We start from the raw sequence: 23,758 nt of genomic DNA on the forward strand, positions 1-23,758 counted from the left end.
TCAGGCCTCCTGCCGCTGGCGGGCGATGCTCAGGCGCGGACGGAGCAGGGCGCACAGGTGGTAAACCCCGAGCAAACCGATTGCCGCTCCCAGCGGCCACCAGAACAGGTCGCGCTTGGGCTGATGGCTGAGGGTTTTCACTTGGTGCGGAGTGAGCTTGTCGAGGGTGCTGTAGACCTGATCCAGCGCGGTACGGTCTTCGGCGCGGAAGAACTTGCCGCCGGTGGCTTCGGCGATTTGCTGCAAGCCCTGCAGGTTGACCCTGGCTTCACCTTCGGCGGTCGGGTCGCCAATGCCGATGCTGTGAATCACCACGCCTTTGGCGGCGGCCATGGACGCCGCGTGATCCGGGGTAATCGCGCTGCTGGTGTCGTTGCCGTCAGTGAGCAGGATCAGGACTTTTTCTTGTTCGTGGGCCTGGTCGAGTAGCTTCAGGCTCAGACCGATGGCGTCGCCGATCGCCGTGTTCGGCCCGGCCATGCCGATGCCGGTGTCGTCGAGCAACAGCGACAGGCTGGCGTGATCGAGGGTCAGCGGCGCTTGCGGGTAGGCGCCACTGCCGAACACGATCAGGCCGAGTCGATCGTCTTTGCGTTTGTCGATAAACCCATGCACCACGGCCTTGACCGCCGCCAGACGATTGATTTTCTCGCCGTTGCTGTCGGTGAAATCGGTGGTCTCCATGGACTGGGAAATGTCGATGGCCAGCATCAGGTCGCGCACCGGTTGCTGGCGCTCAATCGGTTTCTCGACATACACCGGGCGCGAAGCCGCCAGCAGCAACAACGCCCAGACCAGCAGATTCAGCAGCAGTTGCCAGCGATTGCTGCGGGTGCCGGCCTGACTCGGTGCCTGTCCGACCGCGCGGCTCATCGCGCCGAAAAACGGCACGCGCACGGCGCTGCGAGCCTCTCGGTAATCGGGCAGGTAGCGGTAGCCCAGCCACGGCAATGGCAGCAGCAGTAACAGCCACGGGTAATCAAGCTGCCACATGATGATGCTCCACCCAGCGTTTGCAGGTGTCGAACAGGCATTGGCGTTGTTCGCTCGGCAGGGCTCGCAACGTCGCATCCGGGGCGTAGGCCAGCGTTGCGAGTTGCTGACTGAAATCGGCCGGCAATGGCTGAGCGATGTGCTGCTGCAGGAAGGCTTGCCAATCCTCTTTCCCTAACGCCGCAGGACCTTGTAGGAGCGAGGCTTGCCCGCGAAGAACGATAACGCGGTCTACTTTGGGAACCGCGGTGACTGGTTCGCGGGCAAGCCTCGCTCCTACAGGGTTTGTGTGTGGCATGGAGAGGGCGACCCGTTTGAGCAGCTCAGGCAATTCGCGCAACGCATTCAAGTCATCACTGCGCTTTTGCAGCTGTGCCAGCCGCACCAACGCCTCGCGCCGGTAACGGTCGCGGTGCCATTGCCGATAACGCCGGGCGGCGATTATCGACGCGGTCATCACCAGCAAACCGAGCAACAGCCACCAACCCCACGTCTGCGGCGCATAGCTGACCGGTGCCGGCAGCGCCAACTCCTTGAGTTGTTCAATGCTCGGAATACTCGGGTTCATCGGCGGCCACCGCTGAGCTTGCCCAGTTCGGCGCGCAACTGTTCCTGGGCCTCGGTGGCGGTGCTGAACATCATCAGCGGCACCTGGCTGCGGCGCAGCAACGTGGCGACGTCCTTGAGCCGACCGCTGAGAAAATCCCCCAACGGCTGATGCACGCTGCGCTGCTCAACCGCCAGTTCCACCTGCAACTGGCCTTGGGTGATCAGCACGCGGCCATTCTTCGGCAGGTTCAGCGCCAAGGGGTCGTAGACCTGCATGGCGATCACGTCGTTGTGCGCCGCCAGTTGCCGCATCAATTGCAAGGTGCGTTCACCGGCGCCGGCAAAGTCGCTGACGATGCAGATCAGGTGATCGTGGCCCGCCACCGCCAGGCAATGTTGCAGGACCTTGTCTAGCTGGTCTGCACCTTCGGCGTCCGGGTTGGCGGCATTCAGTTGCTGATTCTGCCGGGCGATGCGGCTGCACAGCGCTTCGACCCGTTTGCGGCTGCGCAGCGGCGCGACGCTGTCGATACGCTGGTCGTTGAACACCAGGCCACCGACCCGGTCGCCCGCGTTGAACACCATCCACGCCGCCAGGGCACCGAGTTCGGCGGCGATGGCGGATTTGAAGCTGCGTTGCGAACCGAAGAACATCGACATGCGCTGGTCCACCAGGATCAACGCCGGGCGGTCGCGCTCTTCGGTGAAGGTCCGCACCACCGGTTTACCGGTGCGCAGCGATGCGCGCCAGTCGAGGTGACGCAAATCGTCGCCCGGCTGATAGCGGCGCAGTTCATCGAAATTCAGCCCACGACCGCGCAACCTCGAGGCATGGTTGCCGGCGAGAATGCTGCCGTGCGGCTGGCGGGCGAGGAAACTCAGGTCATGGGCCTTGAACTCCAGCGCCATCAACTGCGCCAGAGAGACATAGACCAGACCGTCGGCGCTCTTCATTTTCAACCTCAGGCGGGAATCGCGACGTTGTCGAGCAAGCGATCAAGCACCTGATCGGCCGTCACGCCGTCGGCCACCGCGTCGTAGCTCAACTGCAAGCGATGCCGCAGCACCGGATGCACCACGGCGCGAACGTTGTCCGGAGAGACGAAATCCTGCCCCTGCAACCAGGCATCGGCGCGGGCGCAACGGTCCAGGCCGATGCCGCCGCGAGGGCTGGCACCGAGGGCGATCCAGCGGCCCAGATCGGCGTCGTAATCGGCCGGGTGGCGGGTGGCATTGATCAGGTCGATCAGGTAACGGTCGATGGCCGGCGACACGTGAATCGCGCTGACTTCACGGCGCGCGGCGAAGATCACCTCCTGGGACAGCGCGAAACCCTGCACCGCAGGCGTCTTGGCACTGAGCGCCTGTTCTTCATCGCGTAGCAGCCGCAGCACCTGGCTCTCGTTTTCCGCGCTCGGGTAATCCAGCAGCACTTTCATCAGGAACCGGTCCATCTGCGCTTCCGGCAGCGGATAGGTGCCTTCCTGTTCGATCGGGTTCTGCGTCGCGACCACGATGAACAGCTCCGGCAGCACATGGCTGTTGCCGGCCACGGTGATCTGCCGTTCTTCCATGGCTTCGAGCAACGCGGCCTGCACCTTGGCCGGGGCGCGGTTGATCTCGTCAGCGAGGATCAGGTTGCCGAACAGCGGACCTGGTTGAAACTGGATCTGGTTTTTACCGTCGACCTGATGCAGCACCTCGGCGCCGGTGATGTCCGACGGCAGCAAGTCCGGGGTGAACTGGATGCGGCTCATCTTCGCGTCGAGGTGCTTGGCCAGGGCTTTGACCGTGCGGGTCTTGGCCAGGCCGGGAAGGCTTTCGAGCAACAGGTGCCCGTTGGCCAGGAGGCCGAGCAGAATCTGCCGGATCACCTCGTCCTGGCCGAGCACGGCTTCGGCGATGCTGGCATGCAGGGCTTTGAGGTCATTGAGTGCGGTCATGGAAAGTCCCTGCGTCAGAACATGAAAGTCGGAATGACGGGAATGAACGACAAGCGAAAATTCCAGCGACTGCTGATCAGATCGTCCGGGTGAATTGCCGAGTATTGAATCTCCCCGGAAATCCGCACCGGCAGCTTGCCGAAGTTGAAGATCCGCCCGGCGCCGAGGCCGATGGGGAAGGTCACTTTGTTGCCGCCCTCGGCTTTCCAGTTGACGGTGACGTTGGGCGTCATGCCGATCCGCCATTGCTCGGGGCCGGGGATGCTGCGCTGGATGAAGTACTGGATGTTGGTCAGGCTGACGTCTTTGCGTTTGCTGTCGCCGCCTACGGACCACCAGTGTTGCGGGAACAGGCCGAGGGTCCAGTCTTCGCCCAGATAAGCCGCGACGAACGCCGGGCCGAGGGCGTATTTGCCGGTGCCGAGCACGTCTTCTTCCGCAGTGGGGAACATCGCGGTGGGGCCAAACCCCCAGACCATCTTGCCGCCCCCGGCGAAGCGCACCGGTTCCTTGGGCGAGAACACACCGACATAGGCTAGGTCGCCGAAACCACTGGTGCGGTCGAACGGGTCCTGTACCACCGAGGCGAAATCACCACGGTCGCTGAGGATGTCGCTGGGGCCCATGCCGATCAGATTGCCGGCGCGGTGGTTGACCGGCGCGCTGACGTAGCTGATGGGCAAGCGGTTGATCAGGTTCCAGTCTTCGCCGAGGGAAATCGGGAAGGTCGGCATGAAGCTGTATTTGCCGAGCATGCGTGTGCCGTTGCTGTTCGGGCCTTTGAGCGCGGTGTAGTCGAACTGGTTGAACAGCAACACCAAGTTGCCCACCGGATTGTCCATCAGCTTGGCGATTTGTTCGGTGGACGGATCGCAGCCAGCGGCCACGACCTTTTTCAGGTCGATGTCGAAATCCTGTTGCAGTCGATGGCAGGTCTCGGGGTCGCCCTTGGCGGCGGGCTGCGCCGGTGTGTTGCCCAGGGCCGGTAACTCGCCGCTGGCACAGGCCAGGCTGCTGAACAGCACACTGCATAACGTCCATTTCGAATAGATGGCCATCCCTGGTCAGCTCCTAGAAAAATGCCAACGTCATATTGACGGCTTTGCCGTTGCCTTCGGGGCGGTTCTTGGTGTCGAACTCCGGTACCCAACGGAGACTGAAGTTGGCCTGTGCATCGGCGAACTTGCCGCTCCAGCCCACCACCGGGCCGGCACCCACCGAACGCCCGCGAAAGCCGCTGCTGGCACCTTCCCCAGAGTCATCGGTGAGTTGCTGGATATAGCCCGCCGCCAGACCGGCGTTCCAGCCGTTGCCGAGGCCGTGGGTCCACAGGGCATCAAGGGTGAAAATGTTGCCGTTGCGATAATCCGTGGCGTCGTTTTCGGTGTAGAACTCCAGGCCGCTCGACAGGGTGAATTCGCCGCCCTTGCCATTCAGGTGGGTGAACGCCACGGTGGGCATGAAGGTGTAATTGTTCTGCCCGGGGTTGGCCAGCCGGTCATCGTTGTAGGCGCCGGTCGGCACGTAGATCGGCAAGGACATCGACAGGTGGTTGAGTTCGTCAAAGTGGTAGCCGGCAGCGAGCGGCGTCACCAGCATGTCGGCGAATTGGGTGCCGGTATCCTCGGTGCCCAGGGTTCGGCCACGCGGGCCGGTGATGCTTGCCGTGATGTCGGTGTACTGCACCGGCACGCCGATGGCCGACGCGTAGTTCCAACGACCCTTGCCGGTGTCCCAGATATGCATGAAGTTGGCCATGGTGTAGGAAACCTTCATGTCCAGCCCGGTACTGAGTTCGCCGACGATGGGCACCTGAGTGTTGCCCTTGAGATCACCGTCGTACCAGATGCTGGTCAGGGACATCACCCAGCCGGGTTCGGGCGGGACGATCCCGGCATTGGAAAACACCTGCTGACCGGTGATCGGCCGACCGACACCGCCCTCGGCCGCCAGGACCAAAGGGCTGGCACCGAACACGCACAAGGCCAGTAAAGGACGCACAACGAAAGGCCTGAGCATGACGAACTCCGTTTATTGTTTTTGTGGGGTGACGGGTGTCAGCAACGGCATTTTCCATTGGCCACTGGCGACTTCCGGTTTCGGCAGGTACAGGCGCAACACGCCGTAGAACGGCCCGTCCGGCGCCGGCAGCCAGTTGCTTTGCAGCGCTTGGGCCGGTGGCTTGTTCTGCACGTAAAGGGTCAGCCCGCCGTCGTTGTCGAGCTTGAGGTCCGGCAACATGCGCGAGTTGATCAGGTAGCGATTCAGCGGGTTGGCCACCAGCAATTTGTTCTTGCCGTTGTACATCGTCAGGGACCAGAACGCGTCGGCCGGGGGCAGGGCGCCCTTGTCGAAGTGCAGGGTGTAATCGTGTTTCGAGGCATCGACCGGCTGGCCATTCTTGTCGACGAAATAGCCGATGTAATTCGCCTCTTCGGCGGAGTTGCCAAAGATCCCCGTGTTGGCGCCGGCGTAGCGGTACAGGTAGTTGCCCTTGAGGTGATCGCGGGTGCCGAACAAGTCGCCACTGCTGACCTGGTGAGTATCGACCTGGTCTTTTTTGAACTGTTCGAACGCGGCCTTGGCATCGGCGATGCCGTCCTCCAGCGCTTTGCGTTGATCGAACGTTAGTGTGGTCAGATTGAACGGTTTGCCGGCTTCGATGCCGATTGTCTTGAAGCGCCCGAGCAGGTCTTTTTCCACGTCCTGCGCCGGGGTAAACGCCAGCATGAAGTTCAGGTAGCGGAACAGGTCGGGCGTGTCGCTCATGCCCGGCAGGGGTTTTGGCCAGTCGATCGTCGGCGCGGCAGCCGGGGCCTTGTGCCCGACATAGCGGCTCAGCGGCTCGACCTTGTAACCCTTCTGGATGTCCTTGACCTTGCCCAGGTCTTTGTCATCGAACAGCTGGGTGCGGTACAGCGCATAGGCGATGTTGCTTTCACTGCGCAGCAACCGATCGATTTTCACCGGTTGCTGACCTTGCCAGTCCGGCCCGGCGATCATGAAATTGCCGCCCTTGTTGCCGGTGCTGCGGGTGCCCAGGTACGCAAAATTCTGCGTGTAGGCATCGATCAGTTGCACGGAATAGTAACGGTGCTCGTCGATGGGCGGCAGGGTCAGGACCAGGGGTTCGGCGCGCAGGTCCATCCAGACAAAGGAGTAGGGCGTGTCGGCATTCGGCGTGACAAACGCGGTGTCCTTGGCGGTAAACGCCTTGGCGGTGTTGCCGATCTGGTTGAACGGCGCTTTGAAGTTCGGGCTGCTCTGGTCAACGGCCTGGGTGTAGAGGGTCTTGTACATTTCCACCACCGGGAAGCCGTACAAATAGGCTTCCTTGGCGATGCCTCGGGCTTCTTCCGGCGTGGCGGTGAAGTCGGCCCAGGCGCTGGTGCTCAGGGTGAGAGAAAGTGCAGTGAGCAACATGCGGTTATTCATAACATTCCTTATTGAACCTTTGGGCGTCATTCCACAGCCGTGATGTCGTCGAGTTTCCAGCTTTTGTCGAAGTAGGCTTCGGTCGGGGCGTACAAACGGAAATAGCTGAACCAGTGTTTGCCCGGTACGGTTTGCACCCAGTTGTTTTCGAACCCTGCCGGCGCGGTGGGGCCGAAGTACAGGTCCACCGAGCCGTCGGCGTTCTTTTTCAAGTCCTGACGGGACGACAGGTCGGCCTTGCGCTGCGGATTGTCGATCAGGCAACGGCTGTCGATGTCGTACACGGTCATCGACCAGAACTGCTTGGCCGGCGGATTGGCGCCGACGTGCAGGCGATAATTCTTGCCGCCGTCAAGCCAGTTGCCCTTGGCGTCGGTGTAGGCGCCGAGGTAGGTCTGGCCCAGGCCAGGGGTCTTGGAAACCATGCCTTTGGTGTTGGTCACCGCTTCGTAGAACCAGGCGCTGCGTTCCCACAATTGGTCGTAATAGGCCACGCGTTGCGACGGTTCAGCGATGTTCAGCACGGTGTCCCACTGGCGGTCCGGCCAGTACTGCGAATCAGAAAAACGCTTGGCGAAGGTGTTGGCCTTGGCGATCAACTCGCCGACCTGTGCCCCTTGTTCCAGTGCCTTGCGTTGGTTGTCGTTAGGGTTGAAGGGTTTGTCCTTCTCGATTCCCAGACTGGCGAGCATCGCCATGTAGAAACGGTCACGTTCGTTGACCGGTTCTTTCTGGATGATCTGGTGCAACCGTTCCCAGTACGCCAGGCCACGTGGCTGGGTGCCCGACCAGGCTTTGCCGCCGGGGGAGAGCAGTTGGGTCTTGCCGGGTTCGGCGCGTTTGGCGTACGGGTACATCTTGAATTGCTCGACCAGCGCCTTGCCCTTGGCCGGGTCCGGATCAAGCACACGAAAACCGACCAGCACGTTCATGGTTTCCGATTTGGCCAGGTAATACTTGCCGGCATCGGCCGGCGGCTCGGCGCCCGGTGGCAGCACCAGGTACTTGCCGCCCTTGCCTTTGTCCGGGCCGGTCTGGCCCATGTCAATGATCGCCCGCTGCCAGAAATCACCGACGCCGCCCGCCGTCGGGCCGGGTGGCAATTCGATCACCAGCGGGCCGGTTTCATTGAGGTCGACGAAGCCGAGGATGTAGGGCGTGGTGGCGTTGGCGGTGATCACACCGAGTTTGTCTTCGTAACTGTTGAGCACCATCAGGTCACCGCTGTGGGCGCCGAGCTTGTCGCGGAATTCTTCCTGCCATTGCGCGTAGGAAACCAGCGGCAACGCCCACAAATAACTCTGGGTCGCCTGTTGGAAATCCAGCTCGGCGTACAGTTTGGCAATGGACTCATGGGCCGGCAGTTCGCCGTCCATCGCGACCTTGCCGATAGGGGTGTCGAGATCCAGAGCGCCCACGCCACAGCTGACGAACATAGTCATCAGGCTGAAACCGGCTGCGCGGATGGCAACGTGCATAGCGAATTCCTTATTTACCGAACGTGACGTTGATCCCGGCGAACAGCGTGAACTGCGGCAGGCCATCGCCTTTGCGCTCCACGGTCCATTGCGGTTCGATGAAGGCGTTGAGGATATTGGAACCGGATTTCCACACTTTTCCGCCACCCAAACCGAGTGGGATGTAGTGGGTGTCGTTCTTCAGGTCGAAGGTCCAGATACCCGTCGAGCGCAGGTACCAGCCTTTGGCCAGGTTATGAATGATGAAGGGCTGCATCGTCGCGGTTTCGACGTGGGCGCGGTCATGGTCGTCCGCGAAGGAACTCTGGTATTGCACCAGCGCACCGAGCAAACCGCGGGGCGAGGAATCGATCGCAATGGCGGCCAGGCCGGCCTGCCATTTACCGGTGCCCAGTTCATCCTGTTCAGCGGTGGGCGCCGTGATCTGCGGGCCGATGCCCAACTGCACGCCATCGGTCTTGAGCAGGAAAATATCGAACAGGTTCAGATCGCCCATACCGGTGCTGTAGCCGTTATGCGGATCGGGGCGGGTGCTGATCGGCAGTGTCGCGCGCAGCAATTGCGGCACCCCAATGAAATCGCCCGGCGCAATCGGCAAGGTGCCACGCAGCAGGGCGTCATTGGTGTGGGCATTGCTGTCGAACAGCTTGGGCGTGTAGTAATCCTGAAGGTTGGCGCCGGGCGCCAGGTTCAGCGGGTTGTTACTTTTGTTGGCGGTATCAGCGTTGTCCGCAAGGGCACAAACGACAGGCGCAAAAGAGGCCGCCAACAGCAAGGCGTGTGTTCCCAATCTCATCGACATGATTCCCCGGTTCCTTGGTGGCTCATTGGACGACTCGGCACTTCTCGGCCGTTACTACGTAAGCTTTTTCCTATCAAGCCGTAGGACGCGTCCATTCAAGTTAGCAGCTAACCGTGAGTTGGCCAGTCAGGGGCGGTGATTTTTCCGGTTTTTGCACAAATTCGTGTACTAAAAAGTTAATACGGATCATTGGGTTGGGGGTGATAGTTGCTGTCAATTCGATAGGTTTGCTGTCTGATGTGCTCGCGAAAAACGATGACGCGTTGATGCACGCTAGCGACTCAAATTTTCAACCTGACGAATTTTAATCTCCTGATGATTAAGGGTCTGCTAATTCTAATAATGTTACGTATGCATTGTTTATAGGTATTTTGTCGTTGGTTAGGATCTCTGCTGGCTTGAAATCATTGTTTTAATTGAAAGAGTTAATGGAGATCTATTTATGCATTGGAAGCAAGGACTGAAACTTGTAATAGTGGTAATAATTCCGCTTGTTTCTGCGTGCACTTCGATGGCGCAGAGAGAGATTGAACCACCTGTTCAGCCGGAGTTGATTCTAATGACGAAGAATTGCGCGGTGGGGTGTCCTTCCGGTGGCAGTGCGCGAACCCTGGATAGAGCGGCTTACACCTTGAATAATAACGGGACGACCAAATTTGCCAACTGGGTGGCGTACACGATCACTAAGACCACCAGCGCCAATGGGCGCGCGCGCGACTGGCAGGCTGATCCGGACATTCCCGCAGATGAAACCCTTGCACCCGAGGATTTCGCGGGTGCCAACGCCGCCCTCAAGGTCGATCGAGGGCATCAGGCCAATCTCGCGTCCATGGGCGGCACGCCTGATTGGGAAGCGCTGAACTACCTGTCGAACATCACCCCGCAAAAAGCCAACTTGAATCAGGGGCCCTGGGCGCGACTGGAGGAAAAAGAAAGAAACTTGAGTAAGGTTCCAGGTATCGGTTCGGTCAGCGTCATTACCGGTCCGCTGTATGAGCACTTTGTTGGTACGCTTCCCGGTACGCAAAAGCCTCACAAGATCCCAAGCGGATACTGGAAGATTATCTTTGTTGGCAGCACACCGGAAAACGGACTTTATGCATCATTTGTCATGGATCAAGAGACGCCGCACGGGGCCGATTATTGTCACTATCAAGTTGGCATTAATGAGATCGAAAGCCGCTCCGGGTTGAAAGTGTGGCGTGGGTTGCCCGAAGCTGTTCAGGCATCATTGAAATCCAAAACCGGATCGCTGCCGGCAAAACTTGGCTGTTAAATAATGAGCCTCTGTGACGCTGGAAGGCAGGGTCGAAAACACGATTACCAGCAAGCCTGGCGGCTACAGCCCATGATTTTTTGCCGCCAGACTTGCCCGTGGTAAACGTTGGAGCCGTGCTTTCAGGTGGGCATCAATGTTTGCCTTTGCCAAACGCCCGCTCTTCCTGCGCGCGCAGCTCCGGCGTGAACTCCTCCCCGAAATCCTCCATCTCAAACACCTGACGAATTTCAATCTCGGCGTCAGTGCCCGGCATCGGATTGGGGCAGCGCTTGACCCACTCAATCGCCTCTTCTTTTGATTTCACCTGCCACAACCAGAAGCCGGCGATCAGTTCCTTGGTTTCGGCGAACGGACCGTCGATCACCGTGCGTTTGTCGCCCGAGAAACGCACGCGGGCGCCTTTGCTGCTGGGGTGCAGGCCTTCGCCCGCGAGGAGGATGCCGGCCTTGGCCAATTCTTCGTTGTAATTGCCCATCGCGGTGAGCAGTTCTTCGCTGGGCATCACACCGGCCTCGGAATCCTGGCTGGCCTTGATAATGATCATGAATCGCATGGTGGTCTCTCCGCTGGATATGAATGAGTCACTTTATAGTCGTGTGACGGAGCGCCAAATCGACAGGGCTTCAATAAAAATCGCGGACAGGCCTGCCTTTCGTCACGAACACCGAGTGGCGATGGGCAACAGCGGTACGCTTTGTATCGACTGACCTTGTAGGAGCGAGGCTTGCCCGCGAATTGGGCGCCGCGATGCTACAGGCAGACTGCGTTATCGTTCTTCGCGGGCAAGCCTCGCTCCTACAGGGAGTTCGGTTGTATCCAGTTCGGGCGCCAAGACTTCACAATTTGTATCCGCCCATAGGTCGTCGGGCAATTTCGTGGTTAACTTCCGCCTCTTCAAAATTCTCCACAACAACGACAGAAGGACTCCGTTCATGGCTCAAGTCACTCTTAAAGGCAACCCGGTTCAAGTCAACGGCCAACTGCCACAAGCCGGTTCCAAGGCGCCAGCCTTTTCCCTGGTTGCCGGCAATCTGTCCGACGTGACCCTGGCGAACTTCGCCGGCAAGCGCAAAGTGCTGAACATCTTCCCAAGCGTCGACACCCCAACCTGCGCCACCTCGGTTCGCAAGTTCAACGCCCAGGCCAATGATGTCGCCAACACCGTGGTGCTGTGCATCTCCGCTGACCTGCCGTTCGCCCAAGCCCGTTTCTGCGGCGCCGAAGGTCTGGAAAACGTACAGAACCTGTCGACCCTGCGCGGTGCCGAGTTCATCGAGAACTACGGAGTTGCCATCGCTGACGGCCCACTCAAAGGGCTGACCGCCCGTGCCGTCGTGGTGCTGGACGAAAACGACAACGTGCTGCACAGCGAACTGGTCAAGGAAATCGCTGAAGAACCGAACTACGAAGCGGCACTCGCTGTTCTGAAATAAGCGCGGCTTTACAATTGTTAACGGCCTGGCCCTGTCCAGGCCGTTTTCATTTGTGCTTCAGTGTCTTAGCCAAACATCCTGTTACGTAAGCCGAAGGTAAATTGCCGGTAAAGGCGCTTTGCTTAATACCCGCCAGTGCTTATCGTTCAGCCTCCAGTAGAAAAAGCCCACGCGCCCAATGGTTGATCATTCAATGCAATCCTCCGCTTCCCGTAGTCCTCGCCGCTGGCTGTTTGGCCTGCTTGTCCTGTTGGTCATCGCTGGCCTGTGCTGGAAATTCTGGCCCGGCAGCGCTACGCCAAAAGAAGGCGCTGGGCAAAAAGCCGTGGCCGGGCACACCGGCCGTTCAGGCGCGATGCGCCCGGGTTTCGGTGGGGCATCCGGTCCGGTTCCGGTGCGTGTGGCGCCAGCGGTGAAGGGCGACTTCCCGTTGTACTACAAGGCCCTCGGCACAGTGACCGCGCTGAATACGATCAATGTGCGCAGCCGAGTCGGCGGCGAATTGATCAAGATTTCGTTCGAAGAAGGGCAGATGGTCAAGGCGGGCGATCTGCTGGCTGAGATCGACCCGCGTCCGTACCAGAACGCCTTGCTGCAAGCCGAAGGCACGTTGCTGCAGAATCAGGCACAACTGAAAAACGCCCAGGTCGACGTCGAGCGCTACCGCGGCCTGTACCGCGAAGACAGTATCGCCAAGCAGACTCTGGACACCGCCGAAGCCTTGGTCGGCCAGTATCAGGGCACGGTCAAGACCAATCAGGCGGCAGTCAACGACGCCAAGCTCAATCTCGAATTCACCAGGATCCGCGCGCCGATTACCGGCCGCGTCGGCCTGCGTCAGCTGGACGTCGGCAACCTCGTCGCGGCCAACGACACTACGGCGCTGGCGATCATCACCCAGACTCAACCAATCAGCGTTGCTTTCACCTTGCCGGAAAACAGCCTTGACGTGGTGCTGGCCCGCTACCGCACCGGCGCCAAACTGCCCGCCGAAGCCTGGGACCGTGGCGACACCAAATTGCAGGCCACCGGCGTATTGCAGAGCCTGGATAACCAGATCGACGTCACCACCGGCACCCTGAAATTCAAGGCGCGCTACGAGAACCGTGATCAATCGCTGTTCCCCAATCAGTTCGTCAATGTCCACTTGCTGGCCGACACCCTGAAAGACGTGGTGCTCGCGCCCTCGGCGGCGATCCAGTTCGGCACCAACGGCACGTTCGTCTACGCGATGGACGGCGACAAGAAGGTCAAGATTCGTCAGTTGAAAGTCGGCGCCAGTGACGGTGACAACACCGTCATTACCGAAGGCCTCGCCGCCGGTGACCGCGTGGTCCTGGAGGGCACCGATCGCCTGAAGGACGGCAGTGATGTCGAGGTCGTCAACGACACCAAGGATGTACCGACCACCCCGACCGGGCACCTGCAAGGCAAATCGGCGGCCGACGCGACTGAGCCGGCGCCCGCCGACAAGGCGAAAAAGGGCGGCGCATGAACATCTCGCGGCTGTTCATCCTTCGCCCGGTAGCCACCACCCTGAGCATGCTGGCGATTATCCTGGCCGGCGTGATCGCCTATCGGCTGCTGCCGGTGTCGGCGTTGCCTCAGGTCGATTACCCAACCATTCGCGTCATGACGCTGTACCCCGGCGCCAGCCCGGATGTCATGACCAGCGCGGTGACTGCACCCCTTGAACGTCAGTTCGGGCAGATGCCGGGCCTGACCCAAATGGCCTCGACCAGTTCGGGCGGCGCCTCGGTGCTGACCTTGCGTTTCAGCCTCGACATCAACATGGACGTCGCCGAGCAGCAGGTACAGGCGGCCATCAACGCCGCGACCAATTTGCTGCCCAAGGACCTGCCGGCACCGCCGGTGTACAACAAGGTCAACCCGGCGGACACCCCGGTGCTGACCCTGGCGATCACCTCCAAAACCATGCTGTTGCCCAAGCTCAACGACTTGGTCGACACCCGCATGGCGCAGAAAATCGCCCAGATCAGCGGCGTCGGCATGGTCAGCATCGCCGGTGGCCAGCGTCAGGCGGTGCGGATCAAGGTCAACCCCGAAGCCTTGGCGGCCAACGGCTTGAACTTGTCGGACGTGCGCACCCTGATCGGCGCGTCCAACGTCAACCAGCCCAAGGGTAACTTCGACGGCCCGACCCGGGTGTCGATGCTCGACGCCAACGACCAGCTGACCTCGCCCAAGGATTACGCCAACCTGATCCTGGCCTATGCCAACGGCGCGCCGTTGCGGCTCAAGGACGTGGCAGAAATCGTCGACGGTGCCGAGAACGAACGTCTGGCGGCGTGGGCCAACGAAAACCAGGCGGTGTTGCTGAACATCCAGCGGCAGCCCGGCGCCAACGTCATCGAAGTGGTCGACCGGATCAAGGCCTTGCTGCCGAGCATCACCGACAACCTGCCGGCCGGCCTCGAAGTCACAGTGCTCACCGACCGTACACAAACCATCCGCGCTTCCGTCACCGACGTGCAACACGAGCTGCTGATCGCCATCGCGTTGGTGGTCATGGTGACGTTCCTGTTCCTGCGTCGCGCCAGCGCCACGATCATTCCGTCGGTCGCCGTGCCGTTGTCGCTGATCGGCACCTTCGGCGTGATGTACCTCGCAGGTTTCTCGGTCAATAACCTGACCCTGATGGCCCTGACCATTGCCACCGGTTTTGTGGTGGACGATGCGATCGTCATGCTGGAGAACATTTCCCGCTTTATCGAAGAGGGCGACAGTCCCTTGAACGCGGCGCTCAAGGGCGCCAAGCAGATTGGCTTTACCCTGATTTCCCTGACCCTGTCGCTGATCGCGGTGCTGATTCCGCTGCTGTTCATGGCGGACGTGGTGGGCCGGTTGTTCCGCGAATTTGCGATCACGCTAGCCGTGGCGATCCTTATTTCGCTGGTGGTGTCCCTGACCCTGACGCCAATGATGTGCGCGCGGTTGCTCAAGCGCGAACCCAAGGAAGAAGAGCAGGGCCGTTTCTACCGGGCTAGCGGCGCAACAATTGATTGGATGATCGCGGCTTACGGGCGCAAGTTAAAGTGGGTTCTCAAGCACCAACCGCTGACTCTGCTGGTGGCCATCGGCACCCTGGCGCTGACGGTGTTCCTTTACATGGTCGTGCCCAAGGGCTTCTTTCCGGTGCAGGACACCGGAGTGATCCAGGGGATTTCCGAGGCGCCGCAGTCGATTTCCTTCGCGGCGATGAGCGAACGGCAGCAGGAACTGGCTAAAGTGATCCTGGCCGATCCAGCCGTAGAGAGCCTGTCGTCCTACATTGGTGTGGACGGTGACAACTCGACGCTCAACAGCGGCCGCATGCTGATCAACCTCAAGCCTCACAGTGCGCGGGACCTCAGCGCCACCCAAATCATTGCCCGCCTGCAACCGGAGGTGGACAAACTGGTCGGCATTCGCCTGTTCATGCAGCCGGTGCAGGACCTGACCATCGAAGATCGGGTCAGCCGCACGCAGTATCAGTTCAGCATGTCATCGCCGGATTCCGAGTTGCTGAGCCTGTGGAGTGGCCGTCTGGTCGAAGCCCTGGCGCAGCGCCCCGAACTGACGGACGTCGCCAGCGATTTGCAGGACAAGGGTTTGCAGGTGTATCTGGTGATCGATCGCGATGCGGCGTCGCGGGTCGGTGTCTCGGTGTCGAACATCACCGATGCGCTGTACGACGCCTTCGGTCAGCGACAGATTTCCACCATCTACACCCAGGCCAGCCAGTACCGCGTGGTACTGCAGTCGCAGTCCGGCGAGAAGATCGGCCCGGACGCGCTGAATCAGATTCACGTGAAAACCACTGACGGCGGTCAGGTTCGCCTGTCGAGTCTGGCCCACATGGAGGAGCGTCAGGCGCAACTGGCGATCACCCACATCGGCCAGTTCCCGGCGGTGATGATGTCGTTCAACCTGGCGCCCGGCGTGGCGTTGGGGCATGCGGTGGAAATCATCGACCAGGTGCAGAAAGACATCGGCATGCCAATCGGCGTGCAGACCCAGTTCCAGGGCGCGGCCGAAGCGTTCCAGGCCTCGCTGTCGAGCACTTTGCTGCTGATCCTGGCGGCAGTGGTGACCATGTACATCGTGCTGGGCGTGCTGTACGAGAGCTACATCCACCCGATCACCATTCTCTCGACCTTGCCCTCGGCGGCGGTCGGCGCCTTGTTGGCTCTGCTGTTGAGCGGCAATGACCTGGGGATGATCGCGATCATCGGCATCATCCTGCTGATCGGTATCGTTAAAAAGAACGCGATCATGATGATCGACTTCGCCCTCGACGCTGAACGCAATCAGGGGCTGGACCCGGAAACGGCGATCTATCAGGCGGCGCTGCTGCGCTTCCGGCCGATCCTGATGACCACCCTGGCGGCCTTGTTCGGCGCGGTGCCATTGATGCTGGCCACCGGTTCCGGCGCTGAGTTGCGTCAGCCGCTGGGTCTGGTGATGGTCGGTGGTTTGCTGGTGAGTCAGGTGCTGACGTTGTTCACCACGCCGGTGATTTACCTGTACTTCGACCGTCTCGGTCGGCGCTGGGGCCGCAGCTCTCAATCCGTGGAAGCGGTAGAGCAGCCATGAACCTTTCCGGACCTTTCATCAAGCGCCCGGTAGCGACCATGCTGCTGAGCCTGGCAATCATTTTGCTGGGCGGTGTGAGTTTCGGTTTATTGCCGGTGTCGCCGCTGCCGCAAATGGACTTCCCGGTGATCGTGGTCCAGGCCAGCCTGCCCGGTGCGAGCCCGGAGGTGATGGCGTCGACGGTGGCCACGCCGCTGGAACGCTCCTTCGGCGCCATCGCCGGGGTCAACACCATGAGCAGCCGCTCCAGCCAGGGCTCGACCCGGGTCATCCTGCAGTTCGACCTCGACCGCGACATCAATGGCGCGGCGCGGGAAGTGCAAGCGGCGATCAACGCCTCGCGCAACCTGCTGCCGAGCGGGATGCGCAGCATGCCGACCTATAAAAAGGTCAACCCGTCCCAGGCGCCGATCATGGTGCTGTCGCTGACCTCGGATGTGCTGGAAAAAGGCCAGCTCTACGATTTGGCCTCGACGATCCTGTCCCAGAGCCTGTCCCAGGTGCAGGGCGTGGGGGAAGTGCAGATCGGTGGCAGTTCCCTGCCGGCGGTGCGCATCGAACTCGAACCCCAGGCGCTGAACCAGTACGGCGTGGCCCTGGACGATGTGCGCAACACCATCGCCAACGCCAACGTGCGTCGGCCCAAGGGTTCGGTCGAAGACGGCCAGCGCTTGTGGCAAGTCCAGGCCAACGATCAACTGGAGAAAGCCAAGGACTACGAGTCGCTGATCATTCACTACAACGGCGGCGCAGCCCTGCGCCTGAAGGATGTGGCCAAGGTCAGCGATGGCGTCGAGGACCGCTACAACAGCGGTTTCTTCAACGATGACGCGGCGGTGTTGCTGGTGATCAACCGGCAGGCCGGCGCCAACATCATCGAGACGGTCAACGAGATCAAGGCCCAGTTGCCGGCGTTGCAGGCCGTTCTGCCGGCCAGTGTCAAACTGAACCTGGCCATGGACCGTTCGCCGGTGATCAAGGCGACCTTGCACGAAGCGGAAATGACACTGCTGATCGCCGTGGCGCTGGTGATTCTGGTGGTGTTCCTGTTCCTCGGTAACTTCCGTGCCTCGTTGATTCCGACGTTGGCGGTGCCGGTGTCGTTGGTGGGCACGTTCGCGGTGATGTACCTCTATGGGTTCTCGCTGAACAACCTGTCGCTGATGGCGCTGATCTTGGCCACCGGGTTGGTGGTGGACGACGCCATCGTAGTGCTGGAGAACATTTCCCGGCACATCGACAAAGGCGTGCCCCCAATGAAAGCCGCCTACCTTGGGGCGCAGGAAGTCGGTTTCACCTTGCTCTCGATGAACGTCTCGCTGGTGGCGGTGTTCCTGTCGATCCTGTTCATGGGCGGGATCATCGAAAGCCTGTTCCGCGAGTTTTCCATCACCCTGGCGGCGTCCATCGTGGTGTCGCTGGTGGTTTCGTTGACGCTGACCCCGATGCTCTGTGCCCGATGGCTCAAGCCGCATACACCGGGCCAGGAAAACCGCCTGCAACGCTGGAGTCAGCGCGCCAACGAGTGGATGGTAGGAAAATACGCGACCAGCCTCGACTGGGTGCTGCGTCATCGCCGGCTGACATTGCTTAGTCTGTTGTTAACTATTGGGGTGAACATTGCGCTGTATGTTGTTGTTCCTAAAACATTTTTACCTCAGCAAGACACCGGTCAGCTGATCGGTTTCGTGCGCGGCGACGATGGCCTGTCGTTCAGCGTGATGCAGCCAAAAATGGAAACCTTCCGCCGTGCCGTGCTCAAGGATGATGCGGTGCAAAGCGTCGCCGGGTTCATCGGCGGTACCAACGGTACCAACAACGCCTTCATGCTGGTACGTCTGAAGCCGATCAAGGAACGCAACATTTCCGCGCAGAAAGTCATCGAACGCCTGCGCAAGGAAATGCCCAAGGTTGCTGGCGCGCAGTTGATGCTGATGGCGGATCAGGACCTGCAATTCGGTGGTGGTCGTGAACAAACCACCGCGCAGTATTCCTACATCCTGCAAAGCGGTGATTTGGGCGCGTTGCGCGAGTGGTACCCGAAAGTCGTCACGGCGCTGAAAGCGCTGCCGGAACTGACGGCCATCGATGCCCGTGAAGGCCGGGGCGCGCAGCAAGTGACGCTGATTGTCGACCGCGATCAGGCCAAGCGCCTGGGCGTCGACATGGACATGGTCACCTCGGTGCTGAATAACGCCTACAGCCAACGGCAGATTTCGACGATTTACGACAGCCTCAACCAGTATCAGGTGGTGATGGAGGTCAATCCGAAATACGCCCAGGACCCGATCACCCTGAAACAGGTTCAAGTGATCACGGCTGACGGCGCGCGGATCCCGCTGTCGACCATCGCCCATTACGAAAACAGCCTGGAAGACGATCGGGTCAGCCACGAAGGCCAGTTCGCCTCGGAAAGCATTTCGTTCGACATGGCTGAAGGCGTGACGGTGGAGCAGGGCAGTGCGGCCATCGAGCGGGCGATTGCCAAGGTCGGCTTGCCGGAAGACGTCATCGCGAAAATGGCCGGCACTGCCGACGCCTTTGCCGCGACACAGAAGAGCCAGCCGTGGATGATTCTCGGCGCGCTGGTGGCGGTGTATCTGGTGTTGGGTGTGCTGTATGAAAGCTACATTCATCCACTGACCATTCTCTCGACCTTGCCCTCGGCCGGCGTCGGTGCGCTGCTGTCGATCTATGCACTGGGCGGCGAGTTCAGCCTGATCTCGTTGCTCGGCTTGTTCCTGCTGATCGGCGTGGTGAAGAAAAACGCGATTCTGATGATCGACCTGGCCTTGCAGCTCGAACGCCATCAAGGCCTGGCGCCGCTGGAGTCGATTCGCAGCGCTTGCCTGCAACGTCTGCGACCGATTCTGATGACCACGCTGGCGGCGATCCTCGGTGCCTTGCCATTGCTGCTGAGCCGTGCCGAAGGTGCGGAAATGCGCCAGCCGCTGGGCCTGACCATCATCGGCGGGCTGATCTTCAGCCAGGTGCTGACCCTTTACACCACCCCGGTGGTTTACCTCTATCTCGACAAACTGCGCCATCGCTTCAACCACTGGCGTGGGGTGCGTACCGATGCTGCTCTGGAAACTCCGCTATGACTGACCGTTCGCTTATCAACCTGACTGCACCGCTGATCACGGCCCGAGGCTCGCGGTTGTTGAGCCTGTCGCTGTGTGTCGCACTGCTCAGCGCCTGCGCCATCGGCCCGGATTACCAGCGCCCGCAAACCGCCGAGCCGGTTCAATACAAGGAAGCAGCCGGTTGGCGTCAGGCCAAGCCGAGCGATTCCCTGGCACGTGGTGCCTGGTGGGAGTTGTATGGCGATCAACAGCTCAACGGCCTGATCGAAAAACTCAACAGTTCCAACCAGACGATCGCCCAGTCCGAAGCCCAGTATCGTCAGGCGCAGGCCTTGGTAAAAAGTGCCCGCGGTGCGTTTTTTCCGACGGTGGACCTGACGGTCGGGAAGAACCGCTCCAGCCAGGGCACCGGTAGCAGCAGTTCGAGCCTGACCAGTTCTTCCAGCGGGATTCGCGACACCTATACCGCCCAGGCCGGGGTCAGCTGGGAAGCCGATATCTGGGGCAAGTTGCGCCGTGGGTTGCAAGCCGACACCGCGAACGCCGAGGCAAGTTTTGCCGATCTGGCGGCGATGCGCCTGAGCCAGCAGTCGGAGCTGGTGCAGAACTACCTGCAATTGCGCGTGATCGATGAGCAGAAGCGCTTGCTTGAAGCGACGGTCGAGGCCTACCGGCGTTCGCTGACAATGACCCAAAACCAATACCGCGCCGGTGTTTCCGGCAAGGACGCAGTGGCTCAGGCGCAGACCCAGCTCAAGAGCACCGAGGCCGACCTGGTCGATCTGATCTGGCAGCGTGCCCAGTTCGAAAACGCCATTGCCGTGCTGATCGGGTCGGCGCCGGCCGAGTTCAGTCTGGCGGAAACCAAGGACATCCCGGTATTGCCCGAGGTGCCGCTGGGCTTGCCTTCGCAGTTGCTGGAGCGCCGCCCGGACATTGCCTCTGCCGAGCGTTCGGTGATCGCCGCGAATGCCAACATCGGCGTGGCCAAGGCTGCCTACTACCCGGACCTGACGTTGAGCCTGAACGGTGGCTATAGCAGCAGCACGTATGCCAACTGGATCAGCCTGCCCAACCGTTTCTGGTCGGTCGGGCCGCAACTGGCCATGACCTTGTTTGACGGTGGCCAGCGTTCGGCGGAAGTCGACCGCAGCGAAGCCGCCTACGACGAAACCGTGGCCAAATACCGGCAGACCGTGCTCGATGGCTTCCGTGAGGTGGAAAACTATATGGTCCAGCTCAAGGTCCTGGAAAACGAAGCAGGTGTTCGTCAGGAAGCGCTGGACGCTGCGCGCGAGTCCTTGCGCCTGATCCAGAACCAGTACAAGGCCGGGTTGATCGCTTACCTCGATGTGGTGGTGGTGCAAGCCACGGCGCTGAACAATGAACGCGAAGTGCTGAACTTGTTGCAGAGCCGCTTGATAGCCAGTGTGCAGCTGATCGCGGCGCTGGGCGGTGGCTGGGATGGGGCGTTGCAAGTCAGCGACAACGCGCAACGCAACTGAAGCAAAACCCAATGTAGGAACCCCGTAGGAGCCCCGTAGGAGCCCTGTAGGAGCTGTCGAGTGAAACGAGGCTGCGATCTTTTGATCTTTTAAAAGCCAGGATCAAAAGATCGCAGCCTCGTTTTACTCGACAGCTCCTACATAACGGCCATAACTCCCCCCACATTCCCCGTAAGCATCTCGTTACAGAACGTTCCCAGGCAATCAAACAAGCGTTTCATCGGCTTGATGGCTTTTTGCTAAATATTGTCAGTGCGTTCTTTTGCGCAATCAGTACAATCGCCCGATTTACCCCTCCGAGAATGGAAGCAGTACGGAGGGTCGTCGCGCGAGAAGTCTCATGCTCATCGGTAGCTATTCCCCCACGCTGGTTATCATCTCGCTCTGTGTGGCGATTCTCGCCTCCTATACCGCGCTCGACCTGACCGAACGCATCGCCACCGCCAAAGGCCGGGCGGTGCACCTATGGACAGCCGGCGGCGCGTTGGCCATGGGGATTGGCGTGTGGTCGATGCATTTCATCGGCATGCTCGCGTTCAAACTGCCCATCGACCTCGGTTACGACGTCGCCATTACTTTTCTGTCGCTGCTGATCGGGATCCTGTCCTGCGGCTTCGCCCTGTGGCTGGTCAGCCAGCCGCGATTACCGGCCTGGCAACTGGCGTTCGGCGCGTTGGTCATGGGGGCCGGCATCAGTGCCATGCATTACACCGGCATGGCCGCGATGCGCATGCAACCGGGGATCGATTACGACCCGACGCTGTTCGGCACATCGCTGCTCATCGCCGTCGGCGCCTCGGGTGCCGCGTTGTGGATTGCCTTCCGGCTGCGCCAGCACACCCCGTATGTCGGCCTGATTCGTGGCGGCGCGGCGGTGCTCATGGGCATCGCCATTGTCGGCATGCACTACACCGCCATGGCGGCGGCGCGCTTCGCCGATGGCAGTTTCTGCGGCGCGGCCATCACCGGGCTCAACGGCAAGGGCCTGGACAATCTGGTGCTGGTCACCACCCTGGCGGTGTTGAGCATTGCCTTGCTGACCTCAATTCTCGATGCGCGCCTGGAAGCCCGCACCGCCAGCCTGGCCCACTCGCTGACCGAGGCCAACCGCGAACTCACCCAACTGGCCCTGCACGACACCCTGACCGGCCTGCCGAATCGGGTATTGCTGGCGGACCGCATCGATCAAGCGATGTCGCGAGTGCAAGAGCAGGGGGGTTGTTTTGCGCTGATGTTCATCGATCTGGACGGCTTCAAACCGGTCAACGATGCCTTCGGCCACCACATGGGTGATCAGCTGTTGCGCGAAGTCGCCCTGCGTCTGCGAGAAGATCTGCGTAGCCAGGACACGCTGGCGCGGATCGGCGGCGATGAGTTCGTGTTGCTGGTGCAACTCGAAGAACAGAATGATGCCTTGAACCTGGCGGCTCGTCAGGTCGGGCTGATCGCGCGCTCATTCCGGGTTGGCGAACATGACTTGCAGATATCCGCCAGCGTCGGCATCGCGCTCTACCCGGGCAATGGCCAAACCGCCCACGAATTGCTGATGAACGCCGACGCGGCGATGTATCACGCCAAGGGCGCGGGGAAAAACGGCTACAGCTTCTTCGACGTTTCAATGAACAGCAACGCGCGCAAACAGTTGCAACTGCTGCAAGACCTGCGCAATGCAGTTGAGCAGCAACAGTTCAGCCTCTACTACCAGCCCAAGTTCGACGCCGCCAATGGCCGGCCGGTCGGTGCCGAGGCGCTACTGCGCTGGGAGCACCCGACTCAGGGCATGCTGCTGCCGGACAAGTTCATCGAACTGGCGGAGAAGACCGGGCTGATCATCCCGATTGGCGACTGGGTGCTCAACGAAGCCTGCCGCCAGATGCGCGAGTGGTACGTGCTCGGTTACACCCACTGGCGCATCGCAGTGAATCTCTCGGCCTTGCAGTTCTGTCACGTCGGCCTGGTGCAGAGCGTCGCCAAGGCGCTGGCCACGCACCATTTACCGGCCAACAGCCTGACCCTGGAAATCACCGAAACCACCGCCATGAGCGATGCCGATGCGAGCATGACGGTGCTTCAAGAGCTGTCGGAAATGGGCGTCGACCTGTCCATCGATGACTTTGGCACCGGCTATTCGAGCTTGATGTACCTCAAGCGCCTGCCGGCCAACGAGCTGAAGATCGACCGGGGTTTCGTTCGCGATCTGGAGCGTGACAGCGATGACGCCGCGATCGTGTCCGCGATCGTCGCCCTCGGCCAGGCCCTGGGGCTGCGAATCGTCGCCGAAGGCGTGGAAACCGACTCGCAGCAGGACTTCCTGACTCAGCTTGGGTGCGATTCGTTGCAGGGCTACCTGCTCGGCCACCCACTGCCGGCCGAACGCTTCATGATCGACATTCATCGCGCAGAACAACTCGCCACCGCCTGAAAATGCCCTGTGTAGCAGCTGTCGAGCCTGCGAGGCTGCGTTCGGCAGCGCAGCCGTCGTGAAATCAGGCAGCGCGGTGATTCTGGAAGATCCGGTAGTCAGGGTTTACGACGGCTGCGCCGCCGAACGCAGCCTCGCAGGCTCGACAGCTGCTACAGGTGTGTGAGCCATGGCATGCAAAAACCGGCAATGGCGGTTATTCTTGGCCCCGACCGCTTACGCTTGGATTGGGGGAAA

Annotated in this window: 17 protein-coding genes; 7 read left to right on the forward strand and 10 right to left on the reverse strand. The window is 60.7% G+C overall.

Annotated elements, in window-relative coordinates; genetic code table 11:
- The 9 genes from ACIPL2_RS00990 to ACIPL2_RS01030 are packed head-to-tail and all read right to left on the reverse strand — an operon-like array spanning position 1 to position 9,194.
- Positions 1 to 993 carry a vWA domain-containing protein gene (locus ACIPL2_RS00990; RefSeq protein ID WP_401352059.1) on the reverse strand — a complete coding sequence of 331 codons (993 nt, stop codon included), beginning with the start codon at positions 991 to 993 and terminating at the stop codon, positions 1 to 3.
- Complete coding sequence (locus ACIPL2_RS00995; protein WP_401352062.1) at positions 980 to 1,561, reverse strand: DUF4381 domain-containing protein; 582 nt, start codon at positions 1,559 to 1,561, stop codon at positions 980 to 982. Before ACIPL2_RS00995 ends, ACIPL2_RS00990 begins: the two co-directional genes overlap by 14 nt.
- Positions 1,558 to 2,496: a DUF58 domain-containing protein gene (locus ACIPL2_RS01000; protein WP_401352064.1), complete on the reverse strand. Its 939-nt coding sequence runs from the start codon at positions 2,494 to 2,496 to the stop codon at positions 1,558 to 1,560. The genes ACIPL2_RS00995 and ACIPL2_RS01000 overlap by 4 nt, the downstream gene beginning before the upstream one ends.
- 8 nt (positions 2,497 to 2,504) lie before the next feature.
- Complete coding sequence (locus ACIPL2_RS01005; protein WP_401352067.1) at positions 2,505 to 3,485, reverse strand: AAA family ATPase; 981 nt, start codon at positions 3,483 to 3,485, stop codon at positions 2,505 to 2,507.
- A 14-nt stretch (positions 3,486 to 3,499) separates the two neighbouring features.
- Positions 3,500 to 4,543: a hypothetical protein gene (locus ACIPL2_RS01010; protein WP_401352070.1), complete on the reverse strand. Its 1,044-nt coding sequence runs from the start codon at positions 4,541 to 4,543 to the stop codon at positions 3,500 to 3,502.
- Positions 4,544 to 4,556: 13 nt separating this feature from the next.
- Positions 4,557 to 5,504, reverse strand: coding sequence for a transporter (locus ACIPL2_RS01015; RefSeq protein ID WP_401352073.1), 948 nt, complete (start codon positions 5,502 to 5,504; stop codon positions 4,557 to 4,559).
- 12 nt (positions 5,505 to 5,516) lie between these two features.
- Positions 5,517 to 6,920 carry a DUF1254 domain-containing protein gene (locus ACIPL2_RS01020; RefSeq protein ID WP_401352076.1) on the reverse strand — a complete coding sequence of 468 codons (1,404 nt, stop codon included), beginning with the start codon at positions 6,918 to 6,920 and terminating at the stop codon, positions 5,517 to 5,519.
- 26 nt (positions 6,921 to 6,946) lie between these two features.
- Entirely contained in the window at positions 6,947 to 8,398 is a 1,452-nt protein-coding gene (locus ACIPL2_RS01025; RefSeq protein WP_401352079.1) for a DUF1254 domain-containing protein, read from the reverse strand.
- Between the two features lie 10 nt (positions 8,399 to 8,408).
- Entirely contained in the window at positions 8,409 to 9,194 is a 786-nt protein-coding gene (locus tag ACIPL2_RS01030; protein ID WP_401353322.1) for a hypothetical protein, read from the reverse strand.
- Positions 9,195 to 9,642: 448 nt separating this feature from the next.
- Between ACIPL2_RS01030 and ACIPL2_RS01035 the strand changes: the two genes are divergently transcribed.
- Positions 9,643 to 10,476 (forward strand): DNA/RNA non-specific endonuclease, encoded by an 834-nt coding sequence (locus ACIPL2_RS01035; protein WP_401352081.1) that lies wholly within the window; start codon positions 9,643 to 9,645, stop codon positions 10,474 to 10,476.
- 133 nt (positions 10,477 to 10,609) lie between these two features.
- On the opposite strand, the gene ACIPL2_RS01040 is transcribed toward ACIPL2_RS01035, so the two are convergent.
- Entirely contained in the window at positions 10,610 to 11,032 is a 423-nt protein-coding gene (locus tag ACIPL2_RS01040) for a YciI family protein (protein ID WP_401352084.1), read from the reverse strand.
- Between the two features lie 379 nt (positions 11,033 to 11,411).
- On the opposite strand from ACIPL2_RS01040, the gene tpx reads away from it, so the two are divergent.
- The 6 genes from tpx (at position 11,412) to ACIPL2_RS01070 (ending at position 23,521) form a co-directional block, all read left to right on the forward strand.
- A complete protein-coding gene (gene tpx / locus ACIPL2_RS01045; protein ID WP_208668605.1) occupies positions 11,412 to 11,912 on the forward strand; it encodes a thiol peroxidase in 501 nt (166 codons plus the stop codon).
- Between the two features lie 178 nt (positions 11,913 to 12,090).
- Positions 12,091 to 13,407: an MdtA/MuxA family multidrug efflux RND transporter periplasmic adaptor subunit gene (locus tag ACIPL2_RS01050; RefSeq protein WP_401352087.1), complete on the forward strand. Its 1,317-nt coding sequence runs from the start codon at positions 12,091 to 12,093 to the stop codon at positions 13,405 to 13,407.
- On the forward strand, positions 13,404 to 16,508 hold the full coding sequence (locus tag ACIPL2_RS01055) for an MdtB/MuxB family multidrug efflux RND transporter permease subunit (protein WP_401352090.1): 3,105 nt from the start codon (positions 13,404 to 13,406) through the stop codon (positions 16,506 to 16,508). Before ACIPL2_RS01050 ends, ACIPL2_RS01055 begins: the two co-directional genes overlap by 4 nt.
- Positions 16,505 to 19,612, forward strand: coding sequence for an efflux RND transporter permease subunit (locus ACIPL2_RS01060; protein WP_401352092.1), 3,108 nt, complete (start codon positions 16,505 to 16,507; stop codon positions 19,610 to 19,612). The genes ACIPL2_RS01055 and ACIPL2_RS01060 overlap by 4 nt, the downstream gene beginning before the upstream one ends.
- Entirely contained in the window at positions 19,609 to 21,099 is a 1,491-nt protein-coding gene (locus ACIPL2_RS01065) for an efflux transporter outer membrane subunit (RefSeq protein ID WP_401352094.1), read from the forward strand. Before ACIPL2_RS01060 ends, ACIPL2_RS01065 begins: the two co-directional genes overlap by 4 nt.
- Positions 21,100 to 21,439: 340 nt before the next feature.
- On the forward strand, positions 21,440 to 23,521 hold the full coding sequence (locus ACIPL2_RS01070; protein WP_401352096.1) for a putative bifunctional diguanylate cyclase/phosphodiesterase: 2,082 nt from the start codon (positions 21,440 to 21,442) through the stop codon (positions 23,519 to 23,521).
- Positions 23,522 to 23,758 lie beyond the last annotated feature (237 nt).

The sequence above is a fragment of the Pseudomonas sp. NPDC086251 genome (genome assembly GCF_044746405.1).
GTDB lineage: Bacteria > Pseudomonadota > Gammaproteobacteria > Pseudomonadales > Pseudomonadaceae > Aquipseudomonas.

Bases quoted from the DNA above. Each gene is read 5' to 3' on its own strand.
- ACIPL2_RS01065 (WP_401352094.1), top strand. From the start codon at position 19,609: ATGACTGACCGTTCGCTTATCAACCTGACTGCACCGCTGATCACGGCC.
- ACIPL2_RS01020 (WP_401352076.1), bottom strand. From the start codon at position 6,920: ATGAATAACCGCATGTTGCTCACTGCACTTTCTCTCACCCTGAGCACC.
- ACIPL2_RS01060 (WP_401352092.1), top strand. From the start codon at position 16,505: ATGAACCTTTCCGGACCTTTCATCAAGCGCCCGGTAGCGACCATGCTG.
- ACIPL2_RS01050 (WP_401352087.1), top strand. From the start codon at position 12,091: ATGGTTGATCATTCAATGCAATCCTCCGCTTCCCGTAGTCCTCGCCGC.
- ACIPL2_RS01055 (WP_401352090.1), top strand. From the start codon at position 13,404: ATGAACATCTCGCGGCTGTTCATCCTTCGCCCGGTAGCCACCACCCTG.
- ACIPL2_RS01010 (WP_401352070.1), bottom strand. From the start codon at position 4,543: ATGGCCATCTATTCGAAATGGACGTTATGCAGTGTGCTGTTCAGCAGC.
- ACIPL2_RS01070 (WP_401352096.1), top strand. From the start codon at position 21,440: ATGCTCATCGGTAGCTATTCCCCCACGCTGGTTATCATCTCGCTCTGT.
- ACIPL2_RS00990 (WP_401352059.1), bottom strand. From the start codon at position 993: ATGTGGCAGCTTGATTACCCGTGGCTGTTACTGCTGCTGCCATTGCCG.
- ACIPL2_RS01035 (WP_401352081.1), top strand. From the start codon at position 9,643: ATGCATTGGAAGCAAGGACTGAAACTTGTAATAGTGGTAATAATTCCG.
- ACIPL2_RS01030 (WP_401353322.1), bottom strand. From the start codon at position 9,194: ATGAGATTGGGAACACACGCCTTGCTGTTGGCGGCCTCTTTTGCGCCT.
- ACIPL2_RS01000 (WP_401352064.1), bottom strand. From the start codon at position 2,496: ATGAAGAGCGCCGACGGTCTGGTCTATGTCTCTCTGGCGCAGTTGATG.
- ACIPL2_RS01025 (WP_401352079.1), bottom strand. From the start codon at position 8,398: ATGCACGTTGCCATCCGCGCAGCCGGTTTCAGCCTGATGACTATGTTC.
- ACIPL2_RS01005 (WP_401352067.1), bottom strand. From the start codon at position 3,485: ATGACCGCACTCAATGACCTCAAAGCCCTGCATGCCAGCATCGCCGAA.
- ACIPL2_RS01040 (WP_401352084.1), bottom strand. From the start codon at position 11,032: ATGCGATTCATGATCATTATCAAGGCCAGCCAGGATTCCGAGGCCGGT.
- tpx (WP_208668605.1), top strand. From the start codon at position 11,412: ATGGCTCAAGTCACTCTTAAAGGCAACCCGGTTCAAGTCAACGGCCAA.
- ACIPL2_RS01015 (WP_401352073.1), bottom strand. From the start codon at position 5,504: ATGCTCAGGCCTTTCGTTGTGCGTCCTTTACTGGCCTTGTGCGTGTTC.
- ACIPL2_RS00995 (WP_401352062.1), bottom strand. From the start codon at position 1,561: ATGAACCCGAGTATTCCGAGCATTGAACAACTCAAGGAGTTGGCGCTG.